This window comes from Stenotrophomonas sp. 22385, assembly GCF_052045085.1.
Classification (GTDB): Bacteria; Pseudomonadota; Gammaproteobacteria; order Xanthomonadales; family Xanthomonadaceae; genus Stenotrophomonas.
Genome location: NZ_JBQEOG010000002.1, coordinates 76,373 through 98,932, shown reverse-complemented (window position 1 = coordinate 98,932; position 22,560 = coordinate 76,373). Strand labels below are relative to the sequence as shown.

The window sequence follows — 22,560 nt, the reverse complement described above, 5'->3', positions numbered from 1 at the left end:
ACACCGCCTGCGCAGGCAAAGGCTCACGATGCCGGCAAACCTGTCCCTGGGGGGGATCCGCCATGCGCTCTTTGCCATTCCTGCTTCTGCTGCCCAGCCTGTTGCTGCTCTCAGCCTGCCGCAACCATGACAACACCGCCGGTGTGTTCTCTTCCGACCCGCTGCTGGGCTGCTTCGCCACCCACCCCCGCAAGCCGGCCGAATTCCGCATCGAACAGCAGCAGGGGCAGTACTTCGTCTCCTTCAACCGCGACGAGCAATGGCAGCGCGACACCACGCCGCTGCAGCTCTCCTCGCGCGCCGATATCGCCCGCTTCTTCAAGGATGACGCCGACCAGATCGACAAGGCGCTGGTGCGCCCCACCGGCGGCTTCGGCATCTTCCACTTCAACCCAGGCGCCACCCTCAAGGGCAAGGACAAGGACAGCGACTACATGGCGCTGGTCCTGATCGGTGCTGGCCCGGTGTTCCCAGTCCAGTGCTCCTGAATCGATAAGGCACGGTGGCTAGTACAATGCACACAACCACCGGCCCATTCAGGCTCTATCGCGCCGTCACCGAGCCTGACGCTTGTCCGCATTGATCTGGAATGCAGGCTTCCATGCGCGTTGGTACAGAGCGGGCTTGGTCGATAATACAGTTCACCCCAATGAAGAACTGGGTGGAGAACGGTCCCCCATGGTGCTCCACTCGATTGTGTCGACAACGATTGTCGACGACGACGGTCGTATTGAGCGCACCCGCTCGGCTACTCTGCGCCCTGGCCTGACCTTCTGCATAAAAGTTGTCACCAACTCTGACTGTGCCGGACGGCGCTCTCACAACGACGTAATCAACTGCCTTCGACGACTCAAGGCTGCTGGTGCTGCCGGCTTCATGCTCCTGGCCCGAAGGCACTGTCATGTCCTTACGACAAACCCAACCACTGACAGCATTGGAAAGTACAGAATCGCCATCCATCGCTGGTTCCATGCCGCGCTCCGCACAAAACTCGCGGTGATATTTTTTGGTTTCCGCGCTTTGCGAATGATAGTCGTAGACGAACGACTCTGCATCGATGGCATCAAGGCGCTGCTCGATTCGCATCTTGCCCCCCTTCAGGTCAGGCGCTTCACTCGTACGGACCGTTACGGGGAAACCTGCTCTGTCAAACTCCACGTGATCGGAGTAACCCTGATTATTTGTCGCTGCTGCGGCTGATGCAGCACAGCTGGCCAGCGCCAGGAGTGCAAGACTCAAGTTCTTCATGGAGAACCCTCTTGAAAGTTGACGACCTATTCTCCCGCTCCTCCTCAACAGCTTTTGTGCCACTGCGCGGCTATTGATGCATTGGGCATCGAAGTTTCCGATTAAACTCCAACTCACGATTCAAGCTACATATCGGATCACGAGGTGCCAATTGCTACGAGGGGGGGCGGCATTGCTGGCGGCGCAGCCCTGCGGCGAACCACGGATATGCAGTTGCCGCCGGGGTTTCCTCGTCGGTGCGGATCCCCACCGCACCAAACCCCGGTGTGACTTCCGCACGTAGCGGCGCATGTGCCGCCGTGCTCCCGCTCCCCTGTACGGCCGGCCCGCGCTGGCAGTGGAGCCTGCCTGCACGGGCGCAGCAGGCCAACGCCACGTACGCCCTCGCTGCACGGCCACACCCGGTAGCGGCATACGGCGGCGCGAATCCCAGCGCACAGGACGCGCCAGCCATCCGAGTCGGCCTCCCACCATCCAACGCACGCCGCACGGCACGGCCCGCCCGTACTTCAGCATGGCCCGCCCTCCCTGGCGCAGCGGCGGTGGATGGAGCTGTAGGGCCACTGGCAGGCCTCGCGCACGAACCCGTGCTGCACGGGATAGCTGTGCACGTAGGCGATGTGGCGCTGCACGTCCTCAGCGTCGAGCAGACGACGTTCGCGGAAGTCGGTGTGCCAGAGCGGACGAACCGTGCGGTCACGGCGCACCATAGCGCGGGGTGGGTGGCCCGGAAGCTGGCGGTCGAACACTGCCTGGATCTGCAGCCATCGCCGGTGGCCGTCTTCGTCCCCATCCGGCAAGGTCCATACCCCATGCAGATGATCGGGCAGCACCACGATGGCATTGATCCGGAACGGCCGCGCCTGCTGCGCTACCCGGAATGCCAGCCCCAGTACCTGCGCGTGCTCCACCAGCAGGCGACTGTAGCGATCACGAAGATGCGCGCTGAAGAAGTACGCGCTGCCGGGTTGCCAGGAGAGGTGTTCAGTAGCCATGCGCGCAGTGTGCAAATCTGCGCGGATGCGAACGATCAGGGCAGTGCGTGCGGCCGTGTCGGCGTGACACCTGACCAGGCGTCAGGCTGGGGCATGCTCAGGGCGCAGCGCGCGCGCCAGCCAGCTCCTTCACACATTCCTGCTCCGCCGCAGCAGCCACCATCGACGCAAGATGGATGTCGGCGTCCATCGCCAACCGCTGGGCAGCCTGCGAGGTGCTCGGCAGCAGCCGGCGCAGCGCGTCACTGACAGGCACCGACCAGCTGTGCGGGCCCGCGTTCGCGGGTCCCGGCACAGGCAGCTCACCCAGCGTCCATGGCAGCATGAGCAGCGCCTGCGATTTCGAGGAGATCACCCGGTCAGGCCCATGGCGGAACGAGATCACCACCCGCATCCCGGGGTAATCGTCTGTCCACGGCATCCCCCGGTAGTAAGCATCCAACTGGGTACGCAACGCAGCACCACTCAGATGCGGAAACATGCGGTTGCGGATCTCCTCTTCCGTGTCACAGCCGGGCACGTTACCGCGTGCGGAGATCAACGCGTTCTCCATCATCCACGCCGCCGGCACCCGGCGTGCCACTACCTGCACCGCCCGCTCGCGCGGCCAAGGACGCGCCGACAGCGCCCACACGAGCTCGCCCACCCGCTGCGCCGGGACCGTAGCCTGAGTGGTCTGCACGCCTTCGGCCGTTTCCACCTTCGAGGTACGGGTAAACGCACGTTGGCTCCCACTGCGCTGCAGCCGGTGGACTTCGTCGGCACGGCTCCAGCCGCTGTACTGGTACTGGATCTCCACCGAGCGCACGTTGTCTATCGCAACCGGTGGCGACCCACCGCCCGGCACGGCGCACGCCACCAGCAGCAACGCGGGACTGCCGGCAAACAGGCGCAACGTGGTACGGATCGAGGGAGTCATGGCCGCATTCTAGACCTGCGTGAACCAGCCCGGCGGCCATCTCGGTTACGATGCCCACCCCTTCCTGCCCGTCGGCCGGCTGCCCCGCAGCGCGGTCCGCCCTGATCCCGTGACGCACTACACCGGCCCCCTGCTCACCCGCCTCCTTGCCGAAACCCTGGTCCGCGCCCGTGATGCCGGCGCCACCGAGTGGACCGGCTCGCTCGATCTGGCACGCTCCACCGGCACGGCCACGCTGGGCGCGGAAACCTGGCAGTGGAAGGGCGAAACCTATGCCTACCCGGGCAAGACCAAGGACCGCACCCTGTACTACTGGGATGGCGAGGAGTTCCTGGCGGTATCGCGGTTCGGCTCGGCGCTGATCAAGCTGGTGCCCACCGAGTGGGACGCGCCCACCTTCGAGATCGACGGCATCAAGATGCTGCCCAGCGCGCAGGTGTCACCCTACGAGGATGCGCGCCGCAAGGTGGCACTGGTTGCCCCGGCCGGCAAAACGGTGCTCGATACCTGCGGCGGGCTGGGCTACTTCGCCGCCTGCTGCCTGGAAGCCGGGGTCACCCGCATCCAATCGTTCGAGAAGAACCCCGATGTGCTGTGGCTGCGGACGCTCAACCCGTGGTCGCCCGACCCGGATGCGCCCAGCAGCGGCGGCCGGCTCTCGCTCACCCAGGGCGATGTGTCGCAGGCCATTGAGGCGCTGGAAAGCAGCTCGGTGGATGCCATCCTGCATGACCCGCCGCGCTTCGGCATCGCCGGCGAGCTGTACTCGCAGGTGTTCTACGACCAGCTGGCGCGGGTGATCCGCAAGGGCGGGCGCATGTTCCATTACACCGGCGCACCCAACAAGCTCACCAGTGGCCGCGACGTGCCGCGTGAAGTGGCCAAGCGACTGGAGAAGGCCGGCTTCAAGGCCGAACTGGCGCTGGATGGCGTGCTCGCGGTCAAGCGCTGAAACGCACCCACCGCACGCGTGGGTGAACCGTTCGACCCGCGTCCACCCCGGCTTAACCCAGCGCCGCTGCGGCTGGCCTACGCTATTGTCTGGTTCCACGCGCCACAGGTAACTGCATGACCCAGAGCACCGCCACTGTCGACGAAGCCGAACGCCAGCGTGCGCTCGATGCACTGCACATCGTCGGCAGCCTGCCCGAACCCGCCTATGACGACATCGTCAAAGTCGCCGCCGCCGTCTGCGGCACGCCAATGGCGCTGGTGACCCTGATCGACCGCGACCGCCAGTGGTTCAAGGCCCGCACCGGGCTGGAAGGCATCCAGACCGAGCGCAACGTGGCCGTGTGCGACCACGCCATCCGCCAGCCCACGCAACTGATGGAAGTGGGTGACCTCTCGCAGGACGCCCGCTTCGCCGACAACCCCATGCTCAAGGACCTCGGCGCCCGCTTCTACGCTGGCATGCCCCTGGTGACCGAAAGCGGCGCCGCCGTAGGCAGCGTGTGCGTGGTGGACCTCAACCCGCGCGAGCTCAACGCGACCCAGCGCGAGGCCCTGCAGGCGCTGGCCCGCCTGACCATGACCCTGATGGAAGGCCGCAGCCGCGAACGCGAGCAGCAGGTGGCAGCCATCCTGGACCATGGCGTAGCGGAAGAAGCCGCTAGTGCCCCAGACGCTGCAGGTGCCTACACCGTGGTCATTCTGGAACTGCAGAACCTGTCCGAGCTGGCCCAGCGTCTCGGTGAGCGCATGCTGGAACGCCAGCTGCAGCAGCTGGACCATGCGCTGGAACAGTGCGTGGACACTGCCCGCGGCGACAGCATCAACCGTGTCACCGGCAGCGGTGAGTTCATTGCCGTGCTCGGCACCAGCGAGCCCGGCGACACGCTGGCAAGGTTCAACCAGGTCGCCCGCAATCTCCAGGAAAACGCCGGCGCTACCCTGCTGCGCGGCGCAGCCTCAACCACCACGGCCGAATCCAACACTGCGGTCTTCATGCGTGCCGACCAGGCACTGAGCGAAGCGAAAGACGCCCTGCGCTGACCGGCATACCAAGCGCGATGCGGTGGATCGCCACCGCATCGTTCGATGAATCAGTCGCCCCGAGGCAGCTTTGCTGCCCACATGTTATCGACCAGATTGGGATAGGCGCGCCCATTCTCTTCGGCCCGCTGCCGCGCCGCATCCTTCTGCGACGCGGACAGCGGCTGCCCTTTTCCGGCCTTCTTCGGACTGGGCTTCTTCCAAGGCGGCGTCGTGCTCTTCTTCACGGCAATTCCCATAGACGCGTGGAGCCACGCCCTGCGTGGCTGATCGAAGCCGAAATCTTACCGCGCCAGGAACTCCACCAACGCCGCATTGAACTGCTCAGGATGACTCGCATTACACCCATGCGGCGCATCCTCAAGCACCACCACCGTACTACCGGCAATGGCAGCATGCGTCCGCTTTCCCGAACCTTCGAACGGCACCGTCCCATCGCTATCACCATGCAGCACCAGCGTAGGCACAGTCACCTTCTTCAGATCCTCGCGGAAATCGGTAGTCCCAAACGCCTTCATGCACCCCAGCGCAGCGGTCTGGTCGGACTGCTCACACAGCGCAATCGCCTCCTGCCGCTGCTTTTCACTGACCTTCAACACACCCTTGGCGCTGAAGAAGTCCTTGGTGAACCCATCGAAGAACGTATCGCGGTGGTTCTCCAGCCCCAACCGCATCTGTTCGGCTTTCTCTTCGGTAAGCGGCCCCTCGGGGTTATCAGCGGTCTTGAGCAGATAAGGCGGAACGGCCGCCGCAAACACCACGCTATGCAGCCGCTCCTCGCCGTGCCGGGCGATGTAACGCGCCACCTCGCCACCTCCCATCGAGAAGCCCACCAGCGTGGCATCGCGCAGGTCCAGGTCGTTGATCACACCGGCCAGATCATCGGCCAGCGTGTCGTACTCATAGCCATCGGCAGGCTTGTCCGAACGCCCAAAACCGCGGCGATCATAGGCAACTACCCGATAACCAGCGGCCTTCAGCACAGGCACCTGCGCCTCCCACGATTCGGCCGACAACGGCCAGCCATGGATGAGCACAACAGGGCGGCCGGTACCACCGGAATCTTCAACGTGCAGGCGAACGCGGGGTGCAGTCATCGTAAGTACCTTTGTAGCGCGAATGAAGGATGACCATAGAGAAACTTCCGCACCGTGCCCGTGAACAATTCCGCCACTGCGATGACATGGCCTGCACATGCACCGGGGCCGTCCTGCACCACCCGCCCATTACTAATTACATAGTTGACACTTCACGCCCGCCGGGAGCAGGATGCAAGCCATCAACTAATAAACCAGTAGACAGCCCATGGCCCGCCCCCCTTCGCCGACGCTCACCGATTCCGAGCGCCGCATCCTCGAGGTCTTGTGGAAGAAGAAGGAAGCCTCCGTGCGTGAGGTGGCCGACGAGTTGTCGAAGAAAAAACCGGTGGCCTACACCACCGTCCTCACCATGTTCAAAGTGCTGGACAAGAAGGGCCTGGTGCACCATCGCGCCGAAGGCCGCGCCTTCATCTACAGCGCCGCCATCAGCCGGAGCGAGGCGCGCAAGCAGGCGCTGGAAAACCTGCTCAAATCGTTCTTCAACGATTCACCCAGCGTGCTGGCCCAGCACCTGATCGAAGAACACGACATGGACATGGACGAACTGCAGGCGCTGCAGAAGCGCGTGGACGACGCCGCCAAACCGGGGAAGCCGAAATGACCGTGCACTGGACCCAAGTCCTCGCCACCTTCGCCGTGCAGCATCTCTGGCACAGCGCCCTGCTGTTCGCGCTGGCCACACTGGTGCTCGCCCGCAGCCGCCTCAGCGCCGAAGCCCGCTCCTGGCTGCTCTGCGCTGCCTTCGCACTGGCCGCGATCTCCCCGATGTTGGTCCTGCTGCCCTCAGCAACGCCGGGGCGTCAGGCAACCACGGCAACGGCGACGGCCGCCGCATCGGCCCTGACATCGCCCGACGCCCGGGTAGCGCCGACCGTTGGTCGGCCCACGGAAACGCAACAACATTCGTTCCCTTCGCCCACCGCAGTTGCCTTGAACGCAACCGCCCTGCTCTGGCTCCTCGGCACCACCTACGCCCTGCTGCAACTCCTGCGCGGCATCGGCCAAGCGGCCCGCCTGCACCGCAGCTCCCACCGCGCCCCGCACCTCAACGCCCTGCTTGGCCGCGACCTGCCCTACCATGCCACCGTCGCCCTCTCCGACACCGCCTCCGGCCCCATGGTCGTAGGCCTGGTCTCCCCGCGCATCCTGGTGCCAACGCATCTCGCCGGCACGCTGTCCCCCATCGCTCTGCGCGACCTGCTGCTCCACGAAGCCGCCCACATCCAGCGCAATGACCTGTGGGTAGCAGCCGCCCAACGCGTGCTGCTCGCCATCTATTGGTGGAACCCGTTCCTGCACCTGCTCGGCAAGCGCGTGGACCTGGCCCGCGAAATCGCCTGCGACACCCGCGCCGCCGCACTCAGCGGCAGCGGCAGCGGCTACGCCAACTCGCTGCTCACCGGCATCAACGGCCTGCTCCGCAACACGCGTGGCAACGCACCGCTGGCCGTTGCCATGTCCGGCAGCCGCAGTGGCCTGTCCCAACGCATCGACAGCCTGCTGCGCCTGGACACCGCCCGCACCGCCTGGGCCACCCGACTGCTGTGGAGCGCGCTGTGCGTGCTCGCCCTTGCAGCGCACATCAGCGTCACCGTCGCCGCCACCCCGCGATTGGGCACCGCGCCGATGCGGATCATGGATGACGAACCCGAGCACAGCGTGTCGCCGCAGGAACGGCGTCTGATCGACGCCGCAGCTGAAGGCGATGTGGCACAGGTGCAGCAGTTGATCAACGCAGGCGTCGCCGTAGATACCCCGGTGGGTGGCGAAGGCACCGCCCTGATCACCGCCGCACGCAACGGCCAGCTTGGCGCCGTCGACGCGTTGCTCGCGCTGGGCGCCCAGCCCAACCTGCACGCCATCGGCGACGGCAACCCGCTCATCGCCGCCGCGCGCCGGGGTCATCTGCCGGTGGTGGAACGCCTCGTGGCTGCCGGTGCCGACGTCAACCGCATCGTGCCCTTCGATGAAACCCCGCTGATCAACGCCGCCCGCTCCGGGGACGTCAATACCGTGGCCTTCCTCATCGACCACGGCGCTGACGTCAACCTGGGCGTGGTGGCCGATGCCGGCCAGTGGCGCTCCCCGCTCAACCAGGCGCGCAACCCGCGCGTGCGCGATTACCTCGTGCAACGCGGCGCGGTCACCGCCCGCCGCTAAGCTACATTCCACCGGCGCACAGCGCGCCCTCCTGCATCACACCCACCCGGTGGCCAACCACGGCCACCGTTGGCTCACTGCTGCCCCCGATCCAACCGTTACCCCACGGCGTGCACGCGCACGCCTCCGCTTCACGCAGCCCAACCCCGAGAGGCCCCGCATGGATTACGCCCCCACCTCCCCCTTCACCGCCGCCGCTCGCCGCCGCGCCGCTTCGTCACTGCTGGCACGCACCCTGTGCAGCGCGATGGCGCTGTTGCTCACCGCACCGGCGTTCGCTGCCGATCGCAAGGATCCCGCGATCGAAGCCGCACTCGGCAACGGGCTGCGCGCCACCGTACTGCAACCCGGTGCCGCACTTCCACACTGGTCCCTGCAGGCGCGCATGGCCCAGCACCACGTGCCCGGCGTGGCCATCGCCGTGCTGCGCGATGGCAAGCTGGTGCACAGCGCCGGCTACGGCACCCGCGAAGCAGGTACCGCCAGCGCAGTCGACGCTGACACCCTGTTTTCGGTCGGCTCGGTAAGCAAGGTCGTTACCGCCGCCACCACGCTGCGCCTGGCCGCCGACGGCAAGCTCGCCCTGGATCAAGACATCGCCACCTACCTGCGCAGCTGGAAGGTGCCGGCCACCGACACCGTACCCGCCCCGCAACTCACCCTTCGCATGCTCATGTCGCACACCAGTGGGCTGGGCGTGCATGGCTTCGCTGACTACCTGCCGGGCGAGCCGCTGCCCACCCTGCTGCAGACCCTCGACGGCATTGCCCCTGCAAAGAACAAACCCGTGCGACTGGTCCACACACCCGGCGAGCGAGGCGACTATTCCGGTGGCGGCGTGATGGTGGAGCAGCAGGTGCTGGAAGATGCCACCGGGCAGCCGCTGGATACCATCGCCCGCGCGCAGGTCTTCGCGCCGCTGGGCATGCAGCGCAGCCGCTACAGCGACGCGCAGCCGGGCACTGGCAACATCGCCAAGGCCCACGACGCCGACGGCACGCTCACCGCCCTGCCGCGCGGCTGGCAGTCATTCCCCGAGCAGGGCGCCTCGGGCCTGTGGACCAGCGCCAACGACCTGGCCGCCTTCGTGGCCGCGCTCACCGCCAGCTATCGGGGCGAGGGCAGCTTCCTGCCGCGCGCGATCGCCACGGACATGATGAGCGAGGTCTCGCCCAGCTGGCACGGCCTGGGCCCGCGCCTGGACGGTGCCGGGCAGACCCGCATCTTCCATCACGGCGGCTCCAACGACAGCTACCGCGCGTGGATCGAAGGCTATCTGGAAACCGGCGATGGCTTTGTCATCCTCACCAACGGCGAGAACGGCGCCGAGCTGGCCGCCGAGATCCGCAACGCCCTCAGCGATGCCCTCGGCCGTGGCGTGAACCCACCGGTGCGCACCGTGGCGCTGGACCTGCGCGATGCCCGCTACGCCGACTACGCCGGCGTGTTCGAGCGTGACGACACCATTCCCATGGACCAGCGCCGCGCCCTCGCCGATTTCTTCGACATTCCCGCGCTGCAGGTCAAGGTAGCCAACGGCGAAGTGCGGGTGGGCATGGCCGGCACCCCGCGCGACGGCCAGCTGCTGCCGCTCACCCCGAACCGGTTCGTATCACCGGATATCGATGGGCTGCAGATTGAGTTCCATCGCGATGCGCGTGGACAGGTGAATGCGCTTAGCGTGGTGCATGGCGAAGGCCGGGCGCGGTATGTGCGGAAGCGGACGTAACGGGCGGGAAATCACCCCATCCGCCGAACCGCTGCCTCACGCTCCTGAGATTGGGTCTGTTCGGCTTGGGCCACCAGCTGCTGGGTCTGATGGTTGGCATTGGCCAGCTGTTCGCCCCGTTCCAACGAAGCTTCAAGCGGGGTCTGCGCCGCCTGTGCGGTGGGCATGGATGCGCGCAGATGCCCGGGGTCGTAGCGCTCGCCCTGTACGACGAAGATGTGCTCCGCGGCCGTCGCATTCGGGGTGCGCTCGCTGAGGATCACGTGGTCCACGCGGGACAGGCCATTTTCCTTGGCGAGCACATACAGGCTTGCGCTGACACGCTCACTGGTGGGGTCGAAGGTTCGGCCGTTGGCCGCGTCCAGTTCCGCCACCTTCTCCTGGATCTGTGACAGCATGGGGTCGCCCCTGATGCCTTCGTACGAATCATTTTCGGAGATCAGGCGCTGCAGGAGCGACCGCTTCGGCAGGTCGTTGTTGATCTCGGTGTTGAGCTTGCTGCCGGGGATGGGATCCGGAATGCTCTCGATCTCACGCTTGTTATTCAGCGGTTTGATCGCGCCCTCGAAGCCCAGATCCTGACCCGATTTTGTTTGACGGTGCAGGCCGGCGTGATTGAGTGCACCCCAGGTAAAATCGATGCAGCTGTTGGACAGTCCGCCGTACTCCATGCTGAAGCCATGCTTGGACGGGTTCTTGCCGTACTCAACGATCCGATCAAACTGTTCCTTGGTGATCTCCATCGTCCGGGCGTAGAAAGGATTCTGGTAATCCAGGCTGTCGCGGTTGGTGATCGCCCCAGGGCCGCTGGTAGCGCCGTGCTTGATCGGTGCGAAGCCGTAACTGCGTGACCACTCGCCGTGCTCAACCGACAGATACATGTGGCCTGCGGCTGATGTTCCTCCTCCGGCCAGCGGCGTCCCGGGGGCGGCCACGTATACGGTAACGGTATAGGGTGCGTCCTTGCTCATGGGTCACTTCGCCTTCTTGAAGTAAGCGACAAGCAGCTCAGCCGATTCGCCGCGAAACTCCGGGTGATCGCCGGTCAACTCAACGGTGAGACGGTAGTGCCCGGGCTGGATGTTCTCTGCGTAAGCAAACTGAAGCACGTCGTAGTAGACAGCTGCATCAACAAGGCCTGCACTGTGCAGCAGTGAGGGGTCAACCCCCGACATGGTCAAGCCAGGTACCACTCCGTCAGGGGAGACCTGAAAGCTGCCACGAAGATTCGGGGCATCCCTTGTCAGGGGCACCCTCTTGATTGCACCGTCCTCAATGCGGATCAGATTCACCTTGGCAGCGATCTCTGCCTCCACCAGGCGCATGGAAAGTGCTGTCCCGGACTCGGCATCCGGCCTGACCAACCGCATGCCCAACATCAAGTCCGGTGAGGCATTGGGCCCGGGCGGTGGAAGTTCGAACTCTACATTCACCACCTCGCCGGCCTCGTCCAACGCAATCGGTCGGGTAAGCGGAACTTCGGTTCGCATCGCAGGGTTCTCCTTGTTGACCTCCAGGCTGGGCTTGGCGGTATCCGCCTCCCGCCCGCACGCGGCAAGGCCGGCAAGCGCAAGCAGCGTTGCGGCGCTCAACAGCATCGATCGGGTGGCCCGAAGCATCGTGGTCATGTCTGTTCCTGATCCGGCTGATCCAGCCTTCGTAGTCTGGGGCACGCGGCTACGCTGAAGAATAGGAAAAGCCCTACTCACAGCTTGAGCCACGTCACAGTTCAGCCGCGTCGCCATCGGCCCCCTTCGCCGCCTGCTCCCGGTTCTTCCTCTTGTACGCCGTCCCCCAATCCCGCATCGCCAGCAACACCGGCACCAGCGTCTGCCCAAGCTCCGAAAGCCGGTACTCCACCTTCGGCGGCACCTCCGGATAAACGTGCCGCACCACCACGCCATCGGCCTCCAGCTCGCGGAGCTGGCTGGTCAACATCGATTGGGTTGCGTTGGGAATCAGCCGGGTCAGCTCCATGAAGCGTTTGGTGCCGGACACCAGGTAGAACAGGATCACCGGCTTCCACGTGCCGCCCATGACCGAAAGCGTAGCCTCTACGCTGCAGCCGGTTTTGCCATATACGCGCCGTGCCATTACGGGATACTCCTGAAAAACGTAGTACCTATGGAAAAGCATAGTTCTTGTGACATCCACGGCACGACCATAGCATGCAGCTGATGTCCCCCCAAGGTGATGTACGCCCATGAAATTCAATGCCCTGCTGGCCCGCAAAGACGATGGCCAGGTATCCACCACGCTGGTGAGCTTTGACGAAGCGGACCTGCACGAAGGCGATGTGCTGGTGCAGGTGGACTACTCCACGCTGAACTACAAAGACTCACTGGCGATGACCAACCGCTCGCCGATCATCCGCAGCTTCCCGATGATTCCCGGCATCGACCTGGCCGGCACCGTGCTCGAATCCAGCCACGCAGGCTTCCGCGCGGGCGAGCGCGTGGTGCTCAACGGCTACGGCCTCAGCCAGACCCACCACGGCGGCCTGGCCCAGCGCGCGCGCGTGCCCGGGCAGTGGCTGGTGAAGCTGCCCGACAGCATCAGCAGCAAGGACGCCATGGCCATCGGCACAGCCGGCTACACCGCCATGCTGTGCGTGCTGGCGCTCGAACACGGCGGGGTGAAGCCCGAGCACGGTGACATCCTGGTGACCGGCGCCAACGGCGGCGTGGGCTCCATCGCCGTGGCCATACTGTCCAAGCTGGGCTACCGCGTGGTGGCCTCCACCGGCCGGCCGGAGCACGCGCAGTACCTGAAGGACCTGGGCGCCGCCGAGCTCATCGACCGCGCCACGCTGGCCGCCCCGCGCACGCGTGGGCTGGATGCCGAGCGCTGGGCGGGCGTGGTGGATGTGGCCGGCAGCCACACGCTGGCCAACGCGCTGGCGCAGACCAGGTATCGCGGGGTGGTGGCCGCGGCCGGGCTGGCGCAGGGCGATGACCTGACCACGTCGGTGCTGCCCTTCATCCTGCGCAACGTGACCTTGGCCGGTATCGATTCGGTGCAGGCGCCGCACAACGTGCGCGAAGAAGCCTGGAAGCGACTGGCGACCGATCTGGACCTGGGCAAGCTCGCCAGCACCGTGGAAGTGATTGGCCTGAAGGACGTGCTGGAGATCTTCCCGGCATTCCTGGAAGGCAAGGTGCGCGGGCGTTTGGTGGTGGATGTAAACGCCTGAGCGCCACACGGTAAGATTAAAGTCGCAACGCAGCGCTTTCAGCGCATGCATTGTCGGGCGCCCACACCGGGCGCCTGACGCTCTGGTAGAGTCGCACCCCAGTCGACTGCACGTACCAGTGTGCAACAATCGATTACGGCATGACCCCAAACGAAGGCGCCAACGTTTCAGAAAATACGGAGAGCAACACGTGGCAACGGCTAAAGGACTAGCAGTGCTGGGCGCCAGCGCAGCCCTAGCAGCAGGAAGCATTCTCACAGCAATCGCAGCCACTCCTCCCAGTGCTTCCGCATGGCCTGACGTACGCGAAAGCATCCTGCAGCTCCTGGAACAACGCGCCCTCTACCGGGACAAGATCGATTGGCCCGCCGCGCGCCAACAGATACAACAAGCCAGCGGAACCGCCGAGGCCGACAAGATCCTGGACCAGCTGATCGCAAGCAGCACAGGCAACCACGGCCGCTGGATCCGCGAATCGCAGGTGTCCAGTCCATCTGGAGGCATGAAGCGCATCGCACGCGCTGAAGAGGGACAACGTCCACACGGGCGGGAAGCGACCTCCGGTCAAGGGCCCGTCCGCACAGATGAAGCCGACCCCATCGGATGGATCTCCATTTCCGCGTTCAAGGAAAGCTCCACAGCGTCCCCAGCGGTCCGGGACCAGCAGCGACTCGCCTTCGCGCGACAGTTGCAGTCTCAGCTCCGAAAGGAGGATGAGCGAGATCGCTGCGGTTGGATCGTGGATCTTCGCCAGAACCAAGGCGGCAACATGTGGCCCATGCTGGTCGGCATAGCACCGCTGCTGTCCACGGATCCAAAGCATCGAGAGGTGATCGGCGCATTTGTCGGTGGGCCCGAGCACCAGATCTGGAGCATCGATTCTGGTCTGGTGCTGCTGGATGAGCGGGCCCCCGTGGCATTGGATTCTCCGGCGTACTCCCTGCGCCACCCTGCTCCACCGGTAGCGGTGCTTATCGGTCCAAAGACTGCCAGTTCCGGTGAAGCAGTGGCATTGGCGTTCAGGGGTCGCCCTGCCACACGCAGCTTCGGGCAGCCCAGCGCTGGATACTCCACGGCCAACGTTCCGACGCGTCTGCCGGACGGCAGCATTCTGTTGCTCACAGGCTCGGTGTCAGTTGACCGGAACCTCAAAGGCGATGGCGGGAAGCTGCAGCCGGATGTCACTGTGAGCAACGCAGCGGATGCCGAGCAAACAGCACGCAATTGGCTGCGCGCACAATCCCAATGTCACGCGGTGGCATCCAACCGGTAGGGTCGCACCCCAGTCGACTGCACGCAGCAGTGCACCAACCGGTTGCGGCATGACCAGAAACGAAGCCACCCGCTCCTGCGGGATCAACCAGCCGCAGCGTGCCCGCTTCCAACGTCAGGCAGCACTCCGGTTCTCGGCTCCTGGGTCGTAACATGAAATTTCGCTGTAACGCAGCGCGTGTTACAGCAAAAAATCATGTTACGACTTGATATGCCGCGAACGGTCGGCCCTTACAGCGCAATCCGCGCCACAGACTCCTCACTCCCCTTCTCGTCCTTGTCGCCATTCTTGATGGTCACGTACAGGACGTTCTTCTTCGCATCCAGCGCCAAACTGTTCGGGTGCGTCGGCACGTCATAGGTGCCCACCTTCTTGTAGCTCTCGCTGTCATACGCCGTCACCGTGCCCGCTTCGCGGTTGGTCACGTACAGGCGCTTGCGCGGTGCGTCCAGCAGCAGGCCCAGCGGGCCGGCGTCGGTGGCGATGCTGGCCAGTTCCTTGCCGGTGGCCGGGTCCAGCACCAGCACGCGCTGGCCCGGGTGCTTGGAGACGAAGCCCGGAATGCTGCTGGCCTGGTACTTGCGGATCATCTCCAGGCCCTGGTCGGTCACGAACAGGCGCTTGCCGCTCGGGTCCAGCGCCAGGTTCATCGGCTGCTCGGCGCTGATGTTGAAGCGCTGTTCCACCTTGCCGGTTTCGGTTCCCACGGTAACCACTTCACCCAACAGGTTGGAGGTAAGCACGCGCTTGTTGGCGGCATCCAGGGTCAGGCCGGGCGCCTTGGCGTTGCCCAGGCCCGGAATGGTGTTGATCAGCTTCAGCGACTGGGTGTCCACTACGAACAGCACGCTGCCTTCGCCGGAGTGGCCGGTGACGTACAGGCGGTTGTTCGGGGAATCCACCACCAGCTCGCGCAGGTCGTGGGTGTAACCGGCCTTGCCATCCTTGCCGACCTTCTTCTCCATCAGCTGCACGATGCCCACGGCCTTGTTGGAGGCGGTGTCGACCACGGTCACCGAGGTATCCACGGTGTTGCCCACGTACAGGCGGTTGTGGGCGTCATCGAGCACCACGCCGAAGGCTTTGCGCTCCAGCGGGATCCTGGCTTCCACCGCCAGCGAATCCGGGTTCAGGCGCAGCACCTGGGCCGGGCCGGCGGCATCGCCGAAGCCGCCGGAGGAGGCCACGAACAGCGCGTTCTGGGTAGGGCTGAAGGCCAGCTCGTACAGGCCTTGGGCAACGGCGGCGCGCTGAACGGAGGAAGCGGCGGCGGTGGTTGCGGCCTTTTCAGCGGCAAAGGCAGACGGGGCGCCAAGGGTCAGGCTGATGGCCAGCGCCAGGGCGGCCGAACGGAACAGGGAACGAGGGTGCATGCGAGCGTCCTTGTGAGAGGCAGAGGAAGGATCCTGGCTCGCGTGGCCGCTGGGAGGAGCGGCCAACCACACGGTCGAATGACGTGGGAAGGCTGGCTGGCCCGGACATCTTAACAGGGGTGGCCGGCGGCTGGATTCTTCCGTCCCACGCCATGAGACGCCCGTGCGCGATCCTGCGATCCGCTTCGGAGGATCAACATGAACAAGATCGACCTTGATTGGCTGGAAGAGTTCGACCAGGCCATGCTCGGGTTGTATGCCATCAACCACAGCGACGCCGGCATGGATGAGCAGCTGCTGGTGAGCTACTACGACCTGGAGCCGCGTGAGGCGGCGCTGGCCTTCGGCAATGATTACGACCTGGACCGGATGAATCCGCTGTGGCCGCCGATGGGGCTGGCGTTGAACAGCTGAGCGCAGTGGACGACGGCGCGAGGGTTACCCCTCGATCAACCGCAGTATCTCCGTCACCCTGCGCTCCAGGTCCCTTCGCTGCGCTTCGTTCATCATCTCCCGCTTGAGGTAGGACTCGAAGTCCTCTCCCGTACAGGCGTTCTGAATCAGGCAAAGCGTTCCCATCAGTTTGCCGGTAGGCCCGCAGTCGTACCCCATGCGGCAGCCGGCCACCAACCATGCCTCGCCGGCGTGCTCCCCGGTCATCAAGCCCGCCGCCGGGCCTTCCGCGCTGGCGGGGTAGTTGCTGTGCAACGTGCTGCCCATGGCAAACACGGCCGCTGGATCATTGGAGCCCAATACCTCTTCAAGCTGCTCGGCAGCTTCAGCCGTATCCAGCCTCTTCCGCTTGAACGCGTTGTCCATCAGCCGGGCAGCCAGGTCACCATTTTCGGCGGCCTGCGCGTACCAGCCCGTCACGAGCTGCATCGGCACGATGGCGCCACCGTCCACTGCCCCGCATTGTGCAAAACGTTCGTCCGCTACCTGCTCCAGCACAGAGAGCTGGGCGGGTGGCCTGATCATCTGCTTGTTGAAGTCGAGACTGCCCATGAACTTGTCGCGGTCGATATTGACGAAGTAGCAGCCTTCATAGGTATCGGCCAACAGGCGCTGGGCCACGGCATCACCCGCCTTGGCCCGCTGCTTCAGGTCTTCGAAGGCCTTTACCCGGTCTACTTCGGCAGGGCGGGCGTGGCTGGGACGGGCTACGGTTCCATGGGCGCGCACTTCGGCCGCAGCGGGCACCTGTGCCGCCTGAGCTGCCTTTCCCGGTGCGTCACGCTGCGTCGCTGGAACCACCGGCCACAGCGCTACTCCCGCCAGCACGGCGACCGTGCCAACCGCCAACCAGAGTCTGGCTCTTCCATCCATGGTGCATGGCTCCCTTTGCCATCGCGGCTACAGCGGTTGAATACCACGGAAGGGCAGCCTCAAGCACCCCATTCCTGTCCCGTTGACGCAGCATTCCCTATAGTTGACCCCAACCACTGCAATGGAATGGCCCATGAGCGTGATGTCATCCGGCCGGTGCCTGACAGTTGCACTCGCCGTCGCCCTGAGCGCCAGCGCCTGCGCACGGACGCCGCCCACCGAACACAAAGGGACTTCGAACATGTCGGAAGCAACAGAAACCGGTCGCACCCTCAACGGCCACACCTACACCGATGCACCGGTGGACGTGAAGCTGGGGCCGAATACCTTCCGCATTCCCGCCAACTACCTGGACAGCCAGATCGCACCGTGGCCCGGCGAGGGTGTCAGCCTGGTCATCGAATGGCCGGACATGAAACCCACGCCGCCGGGCGCCCGTGCCAACCCCCGCACCAATGATTTCCGCAAGGAGATCCGGATCCTGGTTGACCACATCGACCGGGTGCCGATCGAGAGCCTGCTGCAGCGCCAGGTGAGCAACGACGCCATCACCGTGGAAGGCTCATTGGAGCGCAGTGACCCTTCCAAGCGGCTCGATCTGCGCGTTGCCCAACCCGAGCAGCTGGGGCTGACCCCCTATGCCATCGACGAAGCGCTGATGGCCGAGTATGCGCGCGCCTATGAGGCCAAACATGGCGCTCCGCATCCCCGCAACCCAGCATATGAAGATGACTGGTACATCGGCCGCGACGCAGCCGGCCAGCTCAGTACCTTCATCAAGTGCGACAGCCGCAAGCATCGCGAGGACGGGCTGCAGATCAACGGCAGCGAGGTCGTCAACACCGATTCAAGGACGGTTGCCAGCTGCACCCACTACATCGTGGATACCGAAAACAGCCTGTCAATCAGCCTCCACTACAACCGTGTGTTCCTCAAAGACTGGAAGGCCATGGAAGTGGCCGTACGGGATGTCTTGAACCGCTCCAAGGTCAAGTAGTCCCGATAGATACAGGAGTTTTCCATGAGTGGATTGACTGCAGACAACCTGCGCGTGCTCGGGCATTACGCCACCACCGGCAACCGCGAGCTGTACTGGAACTACCTCTCCCAACTGCCCGGCGCCGATGGTTACGGAACGCTGGCGCTCGGCGTGGTGCGCAACGACAGCCTGCCCGGCCGGGTGGCCAACAGCTATGCCCAGTCACACGCATCAAGCCAGGGCGATTCGGGCTCGCAGTTCGCCAACGCCAGCCTGAGCGAGCGCGAATGGGAAAATTTCGGCCAGACGCTGCTGAAGAAGGACCTGGAACTGCGTTCGCAGCAACTGCAGGCCGGGCGCGGCGACCTGGCACTGAACCTGCCCGGCAAGGACGTCATGCTGGCACATGACCAGGCCTTCGTGGAGCACCGGCTGGACCCCAACTGCTGGACGCCCCGCGTGCTGCTCCAGGCCGCGCGTGAGAACAGCGGCCCCGAAAAGGTTGAGCAGATCTGGGCCAACATGCTGGATAACGGCTACGCAGGCGCAGTCCGCGTCGGCAAGACCAGCTACGACACGTTTGCCCAGATGGGCGCGGCGGAGGGAGGCAAGTACTTGGCCAAGCTCACCGCCATTGAGGCCACCCAGTTCCTCGAAGGCCGTTCGGCCGTGGACCCCAACGTCATTGGCGGCAACAGCCACTACGCCATGTACTTCGAAGCGGACCAGAAGTGGGCGAACGTCAGCACCGGCGGCGGCCACGTTTCCATGCGGGAAGAGACCAACCCCAGCCGCATTGCCGAACTCAACGACGCCCGCGCCGTGCGCCTGGAGCGCCAGCAGAAGGCCACCCAGTTTCACGAGGATGACCCGTACCGCACCATCACCCGCAGCCCGTTCACGGCCTCGCTAGACGGCACGCCGGGGGAGCGGCAGCAAGCCCCCACCCGCCTGGCCGACATCGGCCCGGGCCATGCGGACTACGCACTGGTGCAGCAGGTACGCGAAGGCGTGGCCGCCATCGACGCCAGACAGGGCCGCGCCCCGGATGAGAACAGCGAACGGCTTACCGCCAGCGTGGTGGCACTGGCCCGCCAGAACGGGCTGGAGCGCGCCGACCACGTGCTGCTGAGCCACCAGACCGCCGACAGCCCGGCCGGGCGCAATGTGTTCGTGGTGCAGGGCGACCTGGCCGACCCGGCGCACCGCCGCGCCTCCATGCCCACGGATGTGGCCGTGCAGACGCCAGTGGAGCAATCGCTGCAGCGGCTGGAGGAGGCAGGCCAGGAGCGCCAGCAGCAGGTTCTGGCCCAGGCGCAGCAGCAGGAACAGGACACCCGGGTGCGGGAAACGCAGTCCCTGGCGATGCGCATGGGCTGAGGAATTGCCTATAGTTAGCCTACCGGCACCCCGGCCCAGCACAAGGAACTGCCATGGCCCTCCCCACCCAGGAAGCGTCTGTCGCCCTCCTGATTGATTGCGACAACGTGCCGCCGGAGATCGCCGAGTTCGCGCTGCAGCGAGCCGCACAGGCAGGGCGGGTGACGGTTCGCAGGGGCTACGGCAACCCGAACACCATCAACAAGGGCTGGGAACAGGTTCTGGTCCGGCAGTCGTTTACCAGCTGCCTGCAGTACCCCTACGCACCCAGGAAGAACAGCACCGACATTGCCTTGTCGCTGGACGCGCTTGAGCTGCTGCTGGACAAACGTGCACAGACCTTCTGCCTGGTCACCGGTGACAGCGACTTCGCCTACCTGTGCCGCAAGCTCAGGGAACGTGGTGCAACTGTCTACATTGCGGGCGCGGCCAATAGCCCGGAAGCACTCCGAAAGGCGTGCGATCAGTTCTTTGAGTGGACGCCGGTAGCAAAGCCCGTAGCGAAGCCCGTAGAAAAGGTTGCCGACGTGGTGGCCAAGCCCACCGTTGCACCCGTGGCGAAGGCCAAGAAGCAGGCGTCGAAGAAGGCTCCAGCGGCCAGCCCCCTCCCGAAGCACAGCCCGCCATTCGTGGTGAAGGCAGTAGAGACGCTGTTGCCGTCCTTCCCCAATGGCCGGGTGACGTTGAACGCGCTGGTGGATGAGATACGACGCACTCGACCTACCTTCAAGCCGAATGCCTATGGTCACTCCACGATGGCGAAAATGGTGAACACGTATTCCGATCTCAAAGCTAGTAAGGGCTCCAATGGCCACTGGGAGGTGAGCCTGGCCCCAAAGACCACAAACGGATCGACCGCCAAAAAGGCATTGGTGGTGTAGCCACGCGCGCGCTCCATTCCTGTCCCGTTGACGCAGCATTCCCTATAGTTGACCCCAACCACTGCAATGGAATGGCCCATGAGCGTGATGTCATCCGGCCGGTGCCTCACAGTTGCACTCGCCGTCGCCCTGAGCGCCAGCGCCTGCGCCAAGGTCCCACCCACGGAGAAGGGAAACAAGGAACCTGCCATGTCTGAAGACGCCAGCCAGAGCCGCACGGTGGATGGCTACACATACACCACCGCGCCGGTAGTGGCCCAGCTCGGCCCGCACCGCTACGCGTTCCCGGCCAACTTCTACGATGACCAGATTGGCCCGGCCATTGGCGGCGGCGTTGGCCTGACCCTGATGTGGCCCGGGCTCAAGGCAGCCCCCCCGGGCACGCGCGGCACCCGCTCCATGGCCGACCACCACCGCGCAATGTCCATGTCGGTGGACTACATCGACGGCGTGCCGATCACGGAGCTGCTGGGCCGCATGACCAGCACCGACGCCACCAGCGAGGAAGGCTCGGCCTACCGCAAGGATCCGCGCCGCCGGTTGGACATGCGCACCCCGGGCGCCGAACAGTTCGGGCTGACGCCCTACGCCATTGATGAAGCGCGGATGGTTGAGTTCGCCCAGGCGTACGAAAAGCAGACCGGCATGCCAGCCAAGCGCAACACCAACGTGGAAAGCGACTGGTATATCGCACGTGCCCCTGGCGGCGAGCTGGCAACCTTCATCAAGTGCGACAAGCTCCAGGACGGGCGCGACTCACTGACGCTGAAGGGCGACCAGATTGAGATCGACGAAAGTGTCCCGGTCTCCGGCTGCACCCATCAGTTCGTAGATGCCGACAACAACCTTTCGGTGACCCTCTCCTATCCCCGGGTGTTCCTGAAGGACTGGAAGGCCATCGAAGCTGCCGCGCTCGGCGTGCTGAATGCATACAACGTTGGGTGAGCCGTGCCTGTGCGAACAACCCGCCGACGAAAACCACACACCAAGAATCATAGCGAGGGCGTCGCCGCTGGTTCGCTTAGCGGCCATGCTTGGCAAGCGAAACCGCCCCCATTCCTCTCCCGTTGACACCACATTCCCTATAGTTGACCCCAACCACTGCAATGGAATGGCCCATGAGCGTGATGTCATCCGGCCGGTGCCTCACAGTTGCACTCGCCGTCGCCCTGAGCGCCAGCGCCTGCGCCAAGGTCCCACCCACGGAGAAGGGAAACAAGGAACCTGCCATGTCTGAAGACGCCAGCCAGAGCCGCACGGTGGATGGCTACACCTACACCACCGCGCCGGTAGTGGCCCAGCTCGGCCCGCACCGCTACGCTTTCCCGGCCAACTTCTACGATGACCAGATTGGCCCATCGGTGGGCGGCGGCATTGCGTTGAGCTTCATCTGGCCCGGACTGCAGGCAGCCGCTCCCGGCGACCGTCCCACGCGCAGCATGGAAGACCACTACCGCACGGTCACCGCTTCAATCGACTACCTCGATGCGGTCTCCGCATCAGAGCTGCTGCCCCGGCTGAGCGACACCGAAGCCACCACTGAAGCAGGCTCGGTCAACCGCAACGACCCGCGCCGGCGACTGGATCTGCGTAAGGCGGGTGCCGAGCGGTTCGGCCTCACTCCCTACGCCATCGACGAGGAGCGCATGGCGCTGTTCGGCAAGGAGTACCAGAAGCAGTTTGGCGAGCCCGTTACCCGTAACCCGCGCAAAGAAGACGAGTGGTACATCGCCCGCGCCGCCAATGGGCAGCTGGCCACCTTCATCAAGTGCGATCAGCCTGAGGGTGGGAACGAGGGCCTGGCGATCCAGGGCGACAGACTGGTGCCCGATGAGTCAGTCAAGGTTTCAAGCTGCACCCACTACTTCGTGGACTCCAACGACAACCTGGGCATAACCCTGTTTTACCCACGCGTGCTGCTGAAGGACTGGCAGGCCATGGAAGAAGCTACCGGCGCGGCGCTGGCAAAGTACAAGGTCCGGTAACCCAGGAATGTTCAGGAGGAACAA

General features: G+C 64.8%; 24 protein-coding genes. 14 read left to right on the top strand and 10 right to left on the bottom strand.

What is annotated here, in order from left to right; genetic code table 11:
• Positions 1-62: 62 nt before the first annotated feature.
• Positions 63-488, top strand: coding sequence for a hypothetical protein (locus ACTJI4_RS04905; protein ID WP_392919680.1), 426 nt, complete (start codon positions 63-65; stop codon positions 486-488).
• Positions 489-543: 55 nt separating this feature from the next.
• Here ACTJI4_RS04905 and ACTJI4_RS04900 read toward each other — a convergent pair whose 3' ends face one another.
• The 3 genes from ACTJI4_RS04900 to ACTJI4_RS04890 form a co-directional block, all read right to left on the bottom strand.
• Complete coding sequence (locus tag ACTJI4_RS04900; RefSeq protein WP_392919683.1) at positions 544-1,248, bottom strand: hypothetical protein; 705 nt, start codon at positions 1,246-1,248, stop codon at positions 544-546.
• Positions 1,249-1,757: 509 nt separating this feature from the next.
• Positions 1,758-2,243 (bottom strand): REP-associated tyrosine transposase, encoded by a 486-nt coding sequence (locus ACTJI4_RS04895; RefSeq protein ID WP_440868693.1) that lies wholly within the window; start codon positions 2,241-2,243, stop codon positions 1,758-1,760.
• A 97-nt stretch (positions 2,244-2,340) separates the two neighbouring features.
• Positions 2,341-3,162, bottom strand: a complete 822-nt coding sequence (locus tag ACTJI4_RS04890) for a hypothetical protein (RefSeq protein ID WP_440868692.1) — start codon at positions 3,160-3,162, stop codon at positions 2,341-2,343.
• A gap of 109 nt (positions 3,163-3,271) precedes the next feature.
• Here ACTJI4_RS04890 and ACTJI4_RS04885 point away from each other — a divergent pair, with 109 nt between their 5' ends.
• Positions 3,272-4,114, top strand: a complete 843-nt coding sequence (locus ACTJI4_RS04885) for a class I SAM-dependent methyltransferase (protein WP_440868691.1) — start codon at positions 3,272-3,274, stop codon at positions 4,112-4,114.
• Positions 4,115-4,230: 116 nt separating this feature from the next.
• Positions 4,231-5,157 carry a GAF domain-containing protein gene (locus ACTJI4_RS04880; RefSeq protein ID WP_440868690.1) on the top strand — a complete coding sequence of 309 codons (927 nt, stop codon included), beginning with the start codon at positions 4,231-4,233 and terminating at the stop codon, positions 5,155-5,157.
• A 50-nt stretch (positions 5,158-5,207) separates the two neighbouring features.
• Here the strand turns inward: ACTJI4_RS04880 and ACTJI4_RS04875 are convergent, their stop codons facing one another.
• Both ACTJI4_RS04875 and ACTJI4_RS04870 read right to left on the bottom strand, forming a co-directional pair.
• Entirely contained in the window at positions 5,208-5,384 is a 177-nt protein-coding gene (locus ACTJI4_RS04875; RefSeq protein WP_392919695.1) for a hypothetical protein, read from the bottom strand.
• 57 nt (positions 5,385-5,441) lie between these two features.
• A complete protein-coding gene (locus tag ACTJI4_RS04870) occupies positions 5,442-6,254 on the bottom strand; it encodes an alpha/beta fold hydrolase (protein ID WP_440868689.1) in 813 nt (270 codons plus the stop codon).
• Positions 6,255-6,462: 208 nt separating this feature from the next.
• On the opposite strand from ACTJI4_RS04870, the gene ACTJI4_RS04865 reads away from it, so the two are divergent.
• The 3 genes from ACTJI4_RS04865 (at position 6,463) to ACTJI4_RS04855 (ending at position 10,146) form a co-directional block, all read left to right on the top strand.
• Entirely contained in the window at positions 6,463-6,858 is a 396-nt protein-coding gene (locus ACTJI4_RS04865; protein WP_440868688.1) for a BlaI/MecI/CopY family transcriptional regulator, read from the top strand.
• Positions 6,855-8,417 (top strand): ankyrin repeat domain-containing protein, encoded by a 1,563-nt coding sequence (locus ACTJI4_RS04860; RefSeq protein WP_440868687.1) that lies wholly within the window; start codon positions 6,855-6,857, stop codon positions 8,415-8,417. Before ACTJI4_RS04865 ends, ACTJI4_RS04860 begins: the two co-directional genes overlap by 4 nt.
• A gap of 160 nt (positions 8,418-8,577) precedes the next feature.
• A complete protein-coding gene (locus ACTJI4_RS04855; RefSeq protein WP_440868686.1) occupies positions 8,578-10,146 on the top strand; it encodes a serine hydrolase domain-containing protein in 1,569 nt (522 codons plus the stop codon).
• Positions 10,147-10,157: 11 nt separating this feature from the next.
• Here ACTJI4_RS04855 and ACTJI4_RS04850 read toward each other — a convergent pair whose 3' ends face one another.
• The 3 genes from ACTJI4_RS04850 to ACTJI4_RS04840 all read right to left on the bottom strand — a co-directional run bounded on the left by ACTJI4_RS04850 (position 10,158) and on the right by ACTJI4_RS04840 (position 12,240).
• Positions 10,158-11,117 carry an XVIPCD domain-containing protein gene (locus tag ACTJI4_RS04850; protein WP_440868685.1) on the bottom strand — a complete coding sequence of 320 codons (960 nt, stop codon included), beginning with the start codon at positions 11,115-11,117 and terminating at the stop codon, positions 10,158-10,160.
• Between the two features lie 3 nt (positions 11,118-11,120).
• Positions 11,121-11,774: a hypothetical protein gene (locus ACTJI4_RS04845; RefSeq protein WP_440868684.1), complete on the bottom strand. Its 654-nt coding sequence runs from the start codon at positions 11,772-11,774 to the stop codon at positions 11,121-11,123.
• Between the two features lie 94 nt (positions 11,775-11,868).
• Positions 11,869-12,240 carry a winged helix-turn-helix transcriptional regulator gene (locus ACTJI4_RS04840; RefSeq protein ID WP_440868683.1) on the bottom strand — a complete coding sequence of 124 codons (372 nt, stop codon included), beginning with the start codon at positions 12,238-12,240 and terminating at the stop codon, positions 11,869-11,871.
• A gap of 109 nt (positions 12,241-12,349) precedes the next feature.
• On the opposite strand from ACTJI4_RS04840, the gene acuI reads away from it, so the two are divergent.
• Both acuI and ACTJI4_RS04830 read left to right on the top strand, forming a co-directional pair.
• Positions 12,350-13,339, top strand: coding sequence for an acrylyl-CoA reductase (NADPH) (acuI, locus tag ACTJI4_RS04835; RefSeq protein ID WP_440868682.1), 990 nt, complete (start codon positions 12,350-12,352; stop codon positions 13,337-13,339).
• A gap of 214 nt (positions 13,340-13,553) precedes the next feature.
• Positions 13,554-14,612 carry a S41 family peptidase gene (locus ACTJI4_RS04830; protein WP_440868681.1) on the top strand — a complete coding sequence of 353 codons (1,059 nt, stop codon included), beginning with the start codon at positions 13,554-13,556 and terminating at the stop codon, positions 14,610-14,612.
• A gap of 230 nt (positions 14,613-14,842) precedes the next feature.
• Here the strand turns inward: ACTJI4_RS04830 and ACTJI4_RS04825 are convergent, their stop codons facing one another.
• A complete protein-coding gene (locus tag ACTJI4_RS04825) occupies positions 14,843-15,985 on the bottom strand; it encodes a YncE family protein (RefSeq protein ID WP_440868680.1) in 1,143 nt (380 codons plus the stop codon).
• A 198-nt stretch (positions 15,986-16,183) separates the two neighbouring features.
• Between ACTJI4_RS04825 and ACTJI4_RS04820 the strand changes: the two genes are divergently transcribed.
• A complete protein-coding gene (locus tag ACTJI4_RS04820; RefSeq protein ID WP_083214053.1) occupies positions 16,184-16,399 on the top strand; it encodes a hypothetical protein in 216 nt (71 codons plus the stop codon).
• Between the two features lie 24 nt (positions 16,400-16,423).
• Here ACTJI4_RS04820 and ACTJI4_RS04815 read toward each other — a convergent pair whose 3' ends face one another.
• A complete protein-coding gene (locus ACTJI4_RS04815; RefSeq protein WP_440868679.1) occupies positions 16,424-17,185 on the bottom strand; it encodes a hypothetical protein in 762 nt (253 codons plus the stop codon).
• 259 nt (positions 17,186-17,444) lie between these two features.
• Between ACTJI4_RS04815 and ACTJI4_RS04810 the strand changes: the two genes are divergently transcribed.
• From ACTJI4_RS04810 to ACTJI4_RS04790, 5 genes are all read left to right on the top strand, one after another.
• A complete protein-coding gene (locus tag ACTJI4_RS04810) occupies positions 17,445-18,308 on the top strand; it encodes a Smlt3025 familytype IV secretion system inhibitor (protein WP_440868678.1) in 864 nt (287 codons plus the stop codon).
• Positions 18,309-18,332: 24 nt separating this feature from the next.
• Positions 18,333-19,670: a Smlt3024 family type IV secretion system effector gene (locus ACTJI4_RS04805; RefSeq protein ID WP_440868677.1), complete on the top strand. Its 1,338-nt coding sequence runs from the start codon at positions 18,333-18,335 to the stop codon at positions 19,668-19,670.
• 53 nt (positions 19,671-19,723) lie between these two features.
• Positions 19,724-20,551 (top strand): NYN domain-containing protein, encoded by an 828-nt coding sequence (locus ACTJI4_RS04800; protein WP_440868676.1) that lies wholly within the window; start codon positions 19,724-19,726, stop codon positions 20,549-20,551.
• A gap of 189 nt (positions 20,552-20,740) precedes the next feature.
• Positions 20,741-21,496 (top strand): hypothetical protein, encoded by a 756-nt coding sequence (locus ACTJI4_RS04795; RefSeq protein ID WP_440868675.1) that lies wholly within the window; start codon positions 20,741-20,743, stop codon positions 21,494-21,496.
• A 284-nt stretch (positions 21,497-21,780) separates the two neighbouring features.
• Positions 21,781-22,536: a hypothetical protein gene (locus ACTJI4_RS04790; RefSeq protein ID WP_440868674.1), complete on the top strand. Its 756-nt coding sequence runs from the start codon at positions 21,781-21,783 to the stop codon at positions 22,534-22,536.
• The last annotated feature ends 24 nt before the right edge of the window (positions 22,537-22,560 follow it).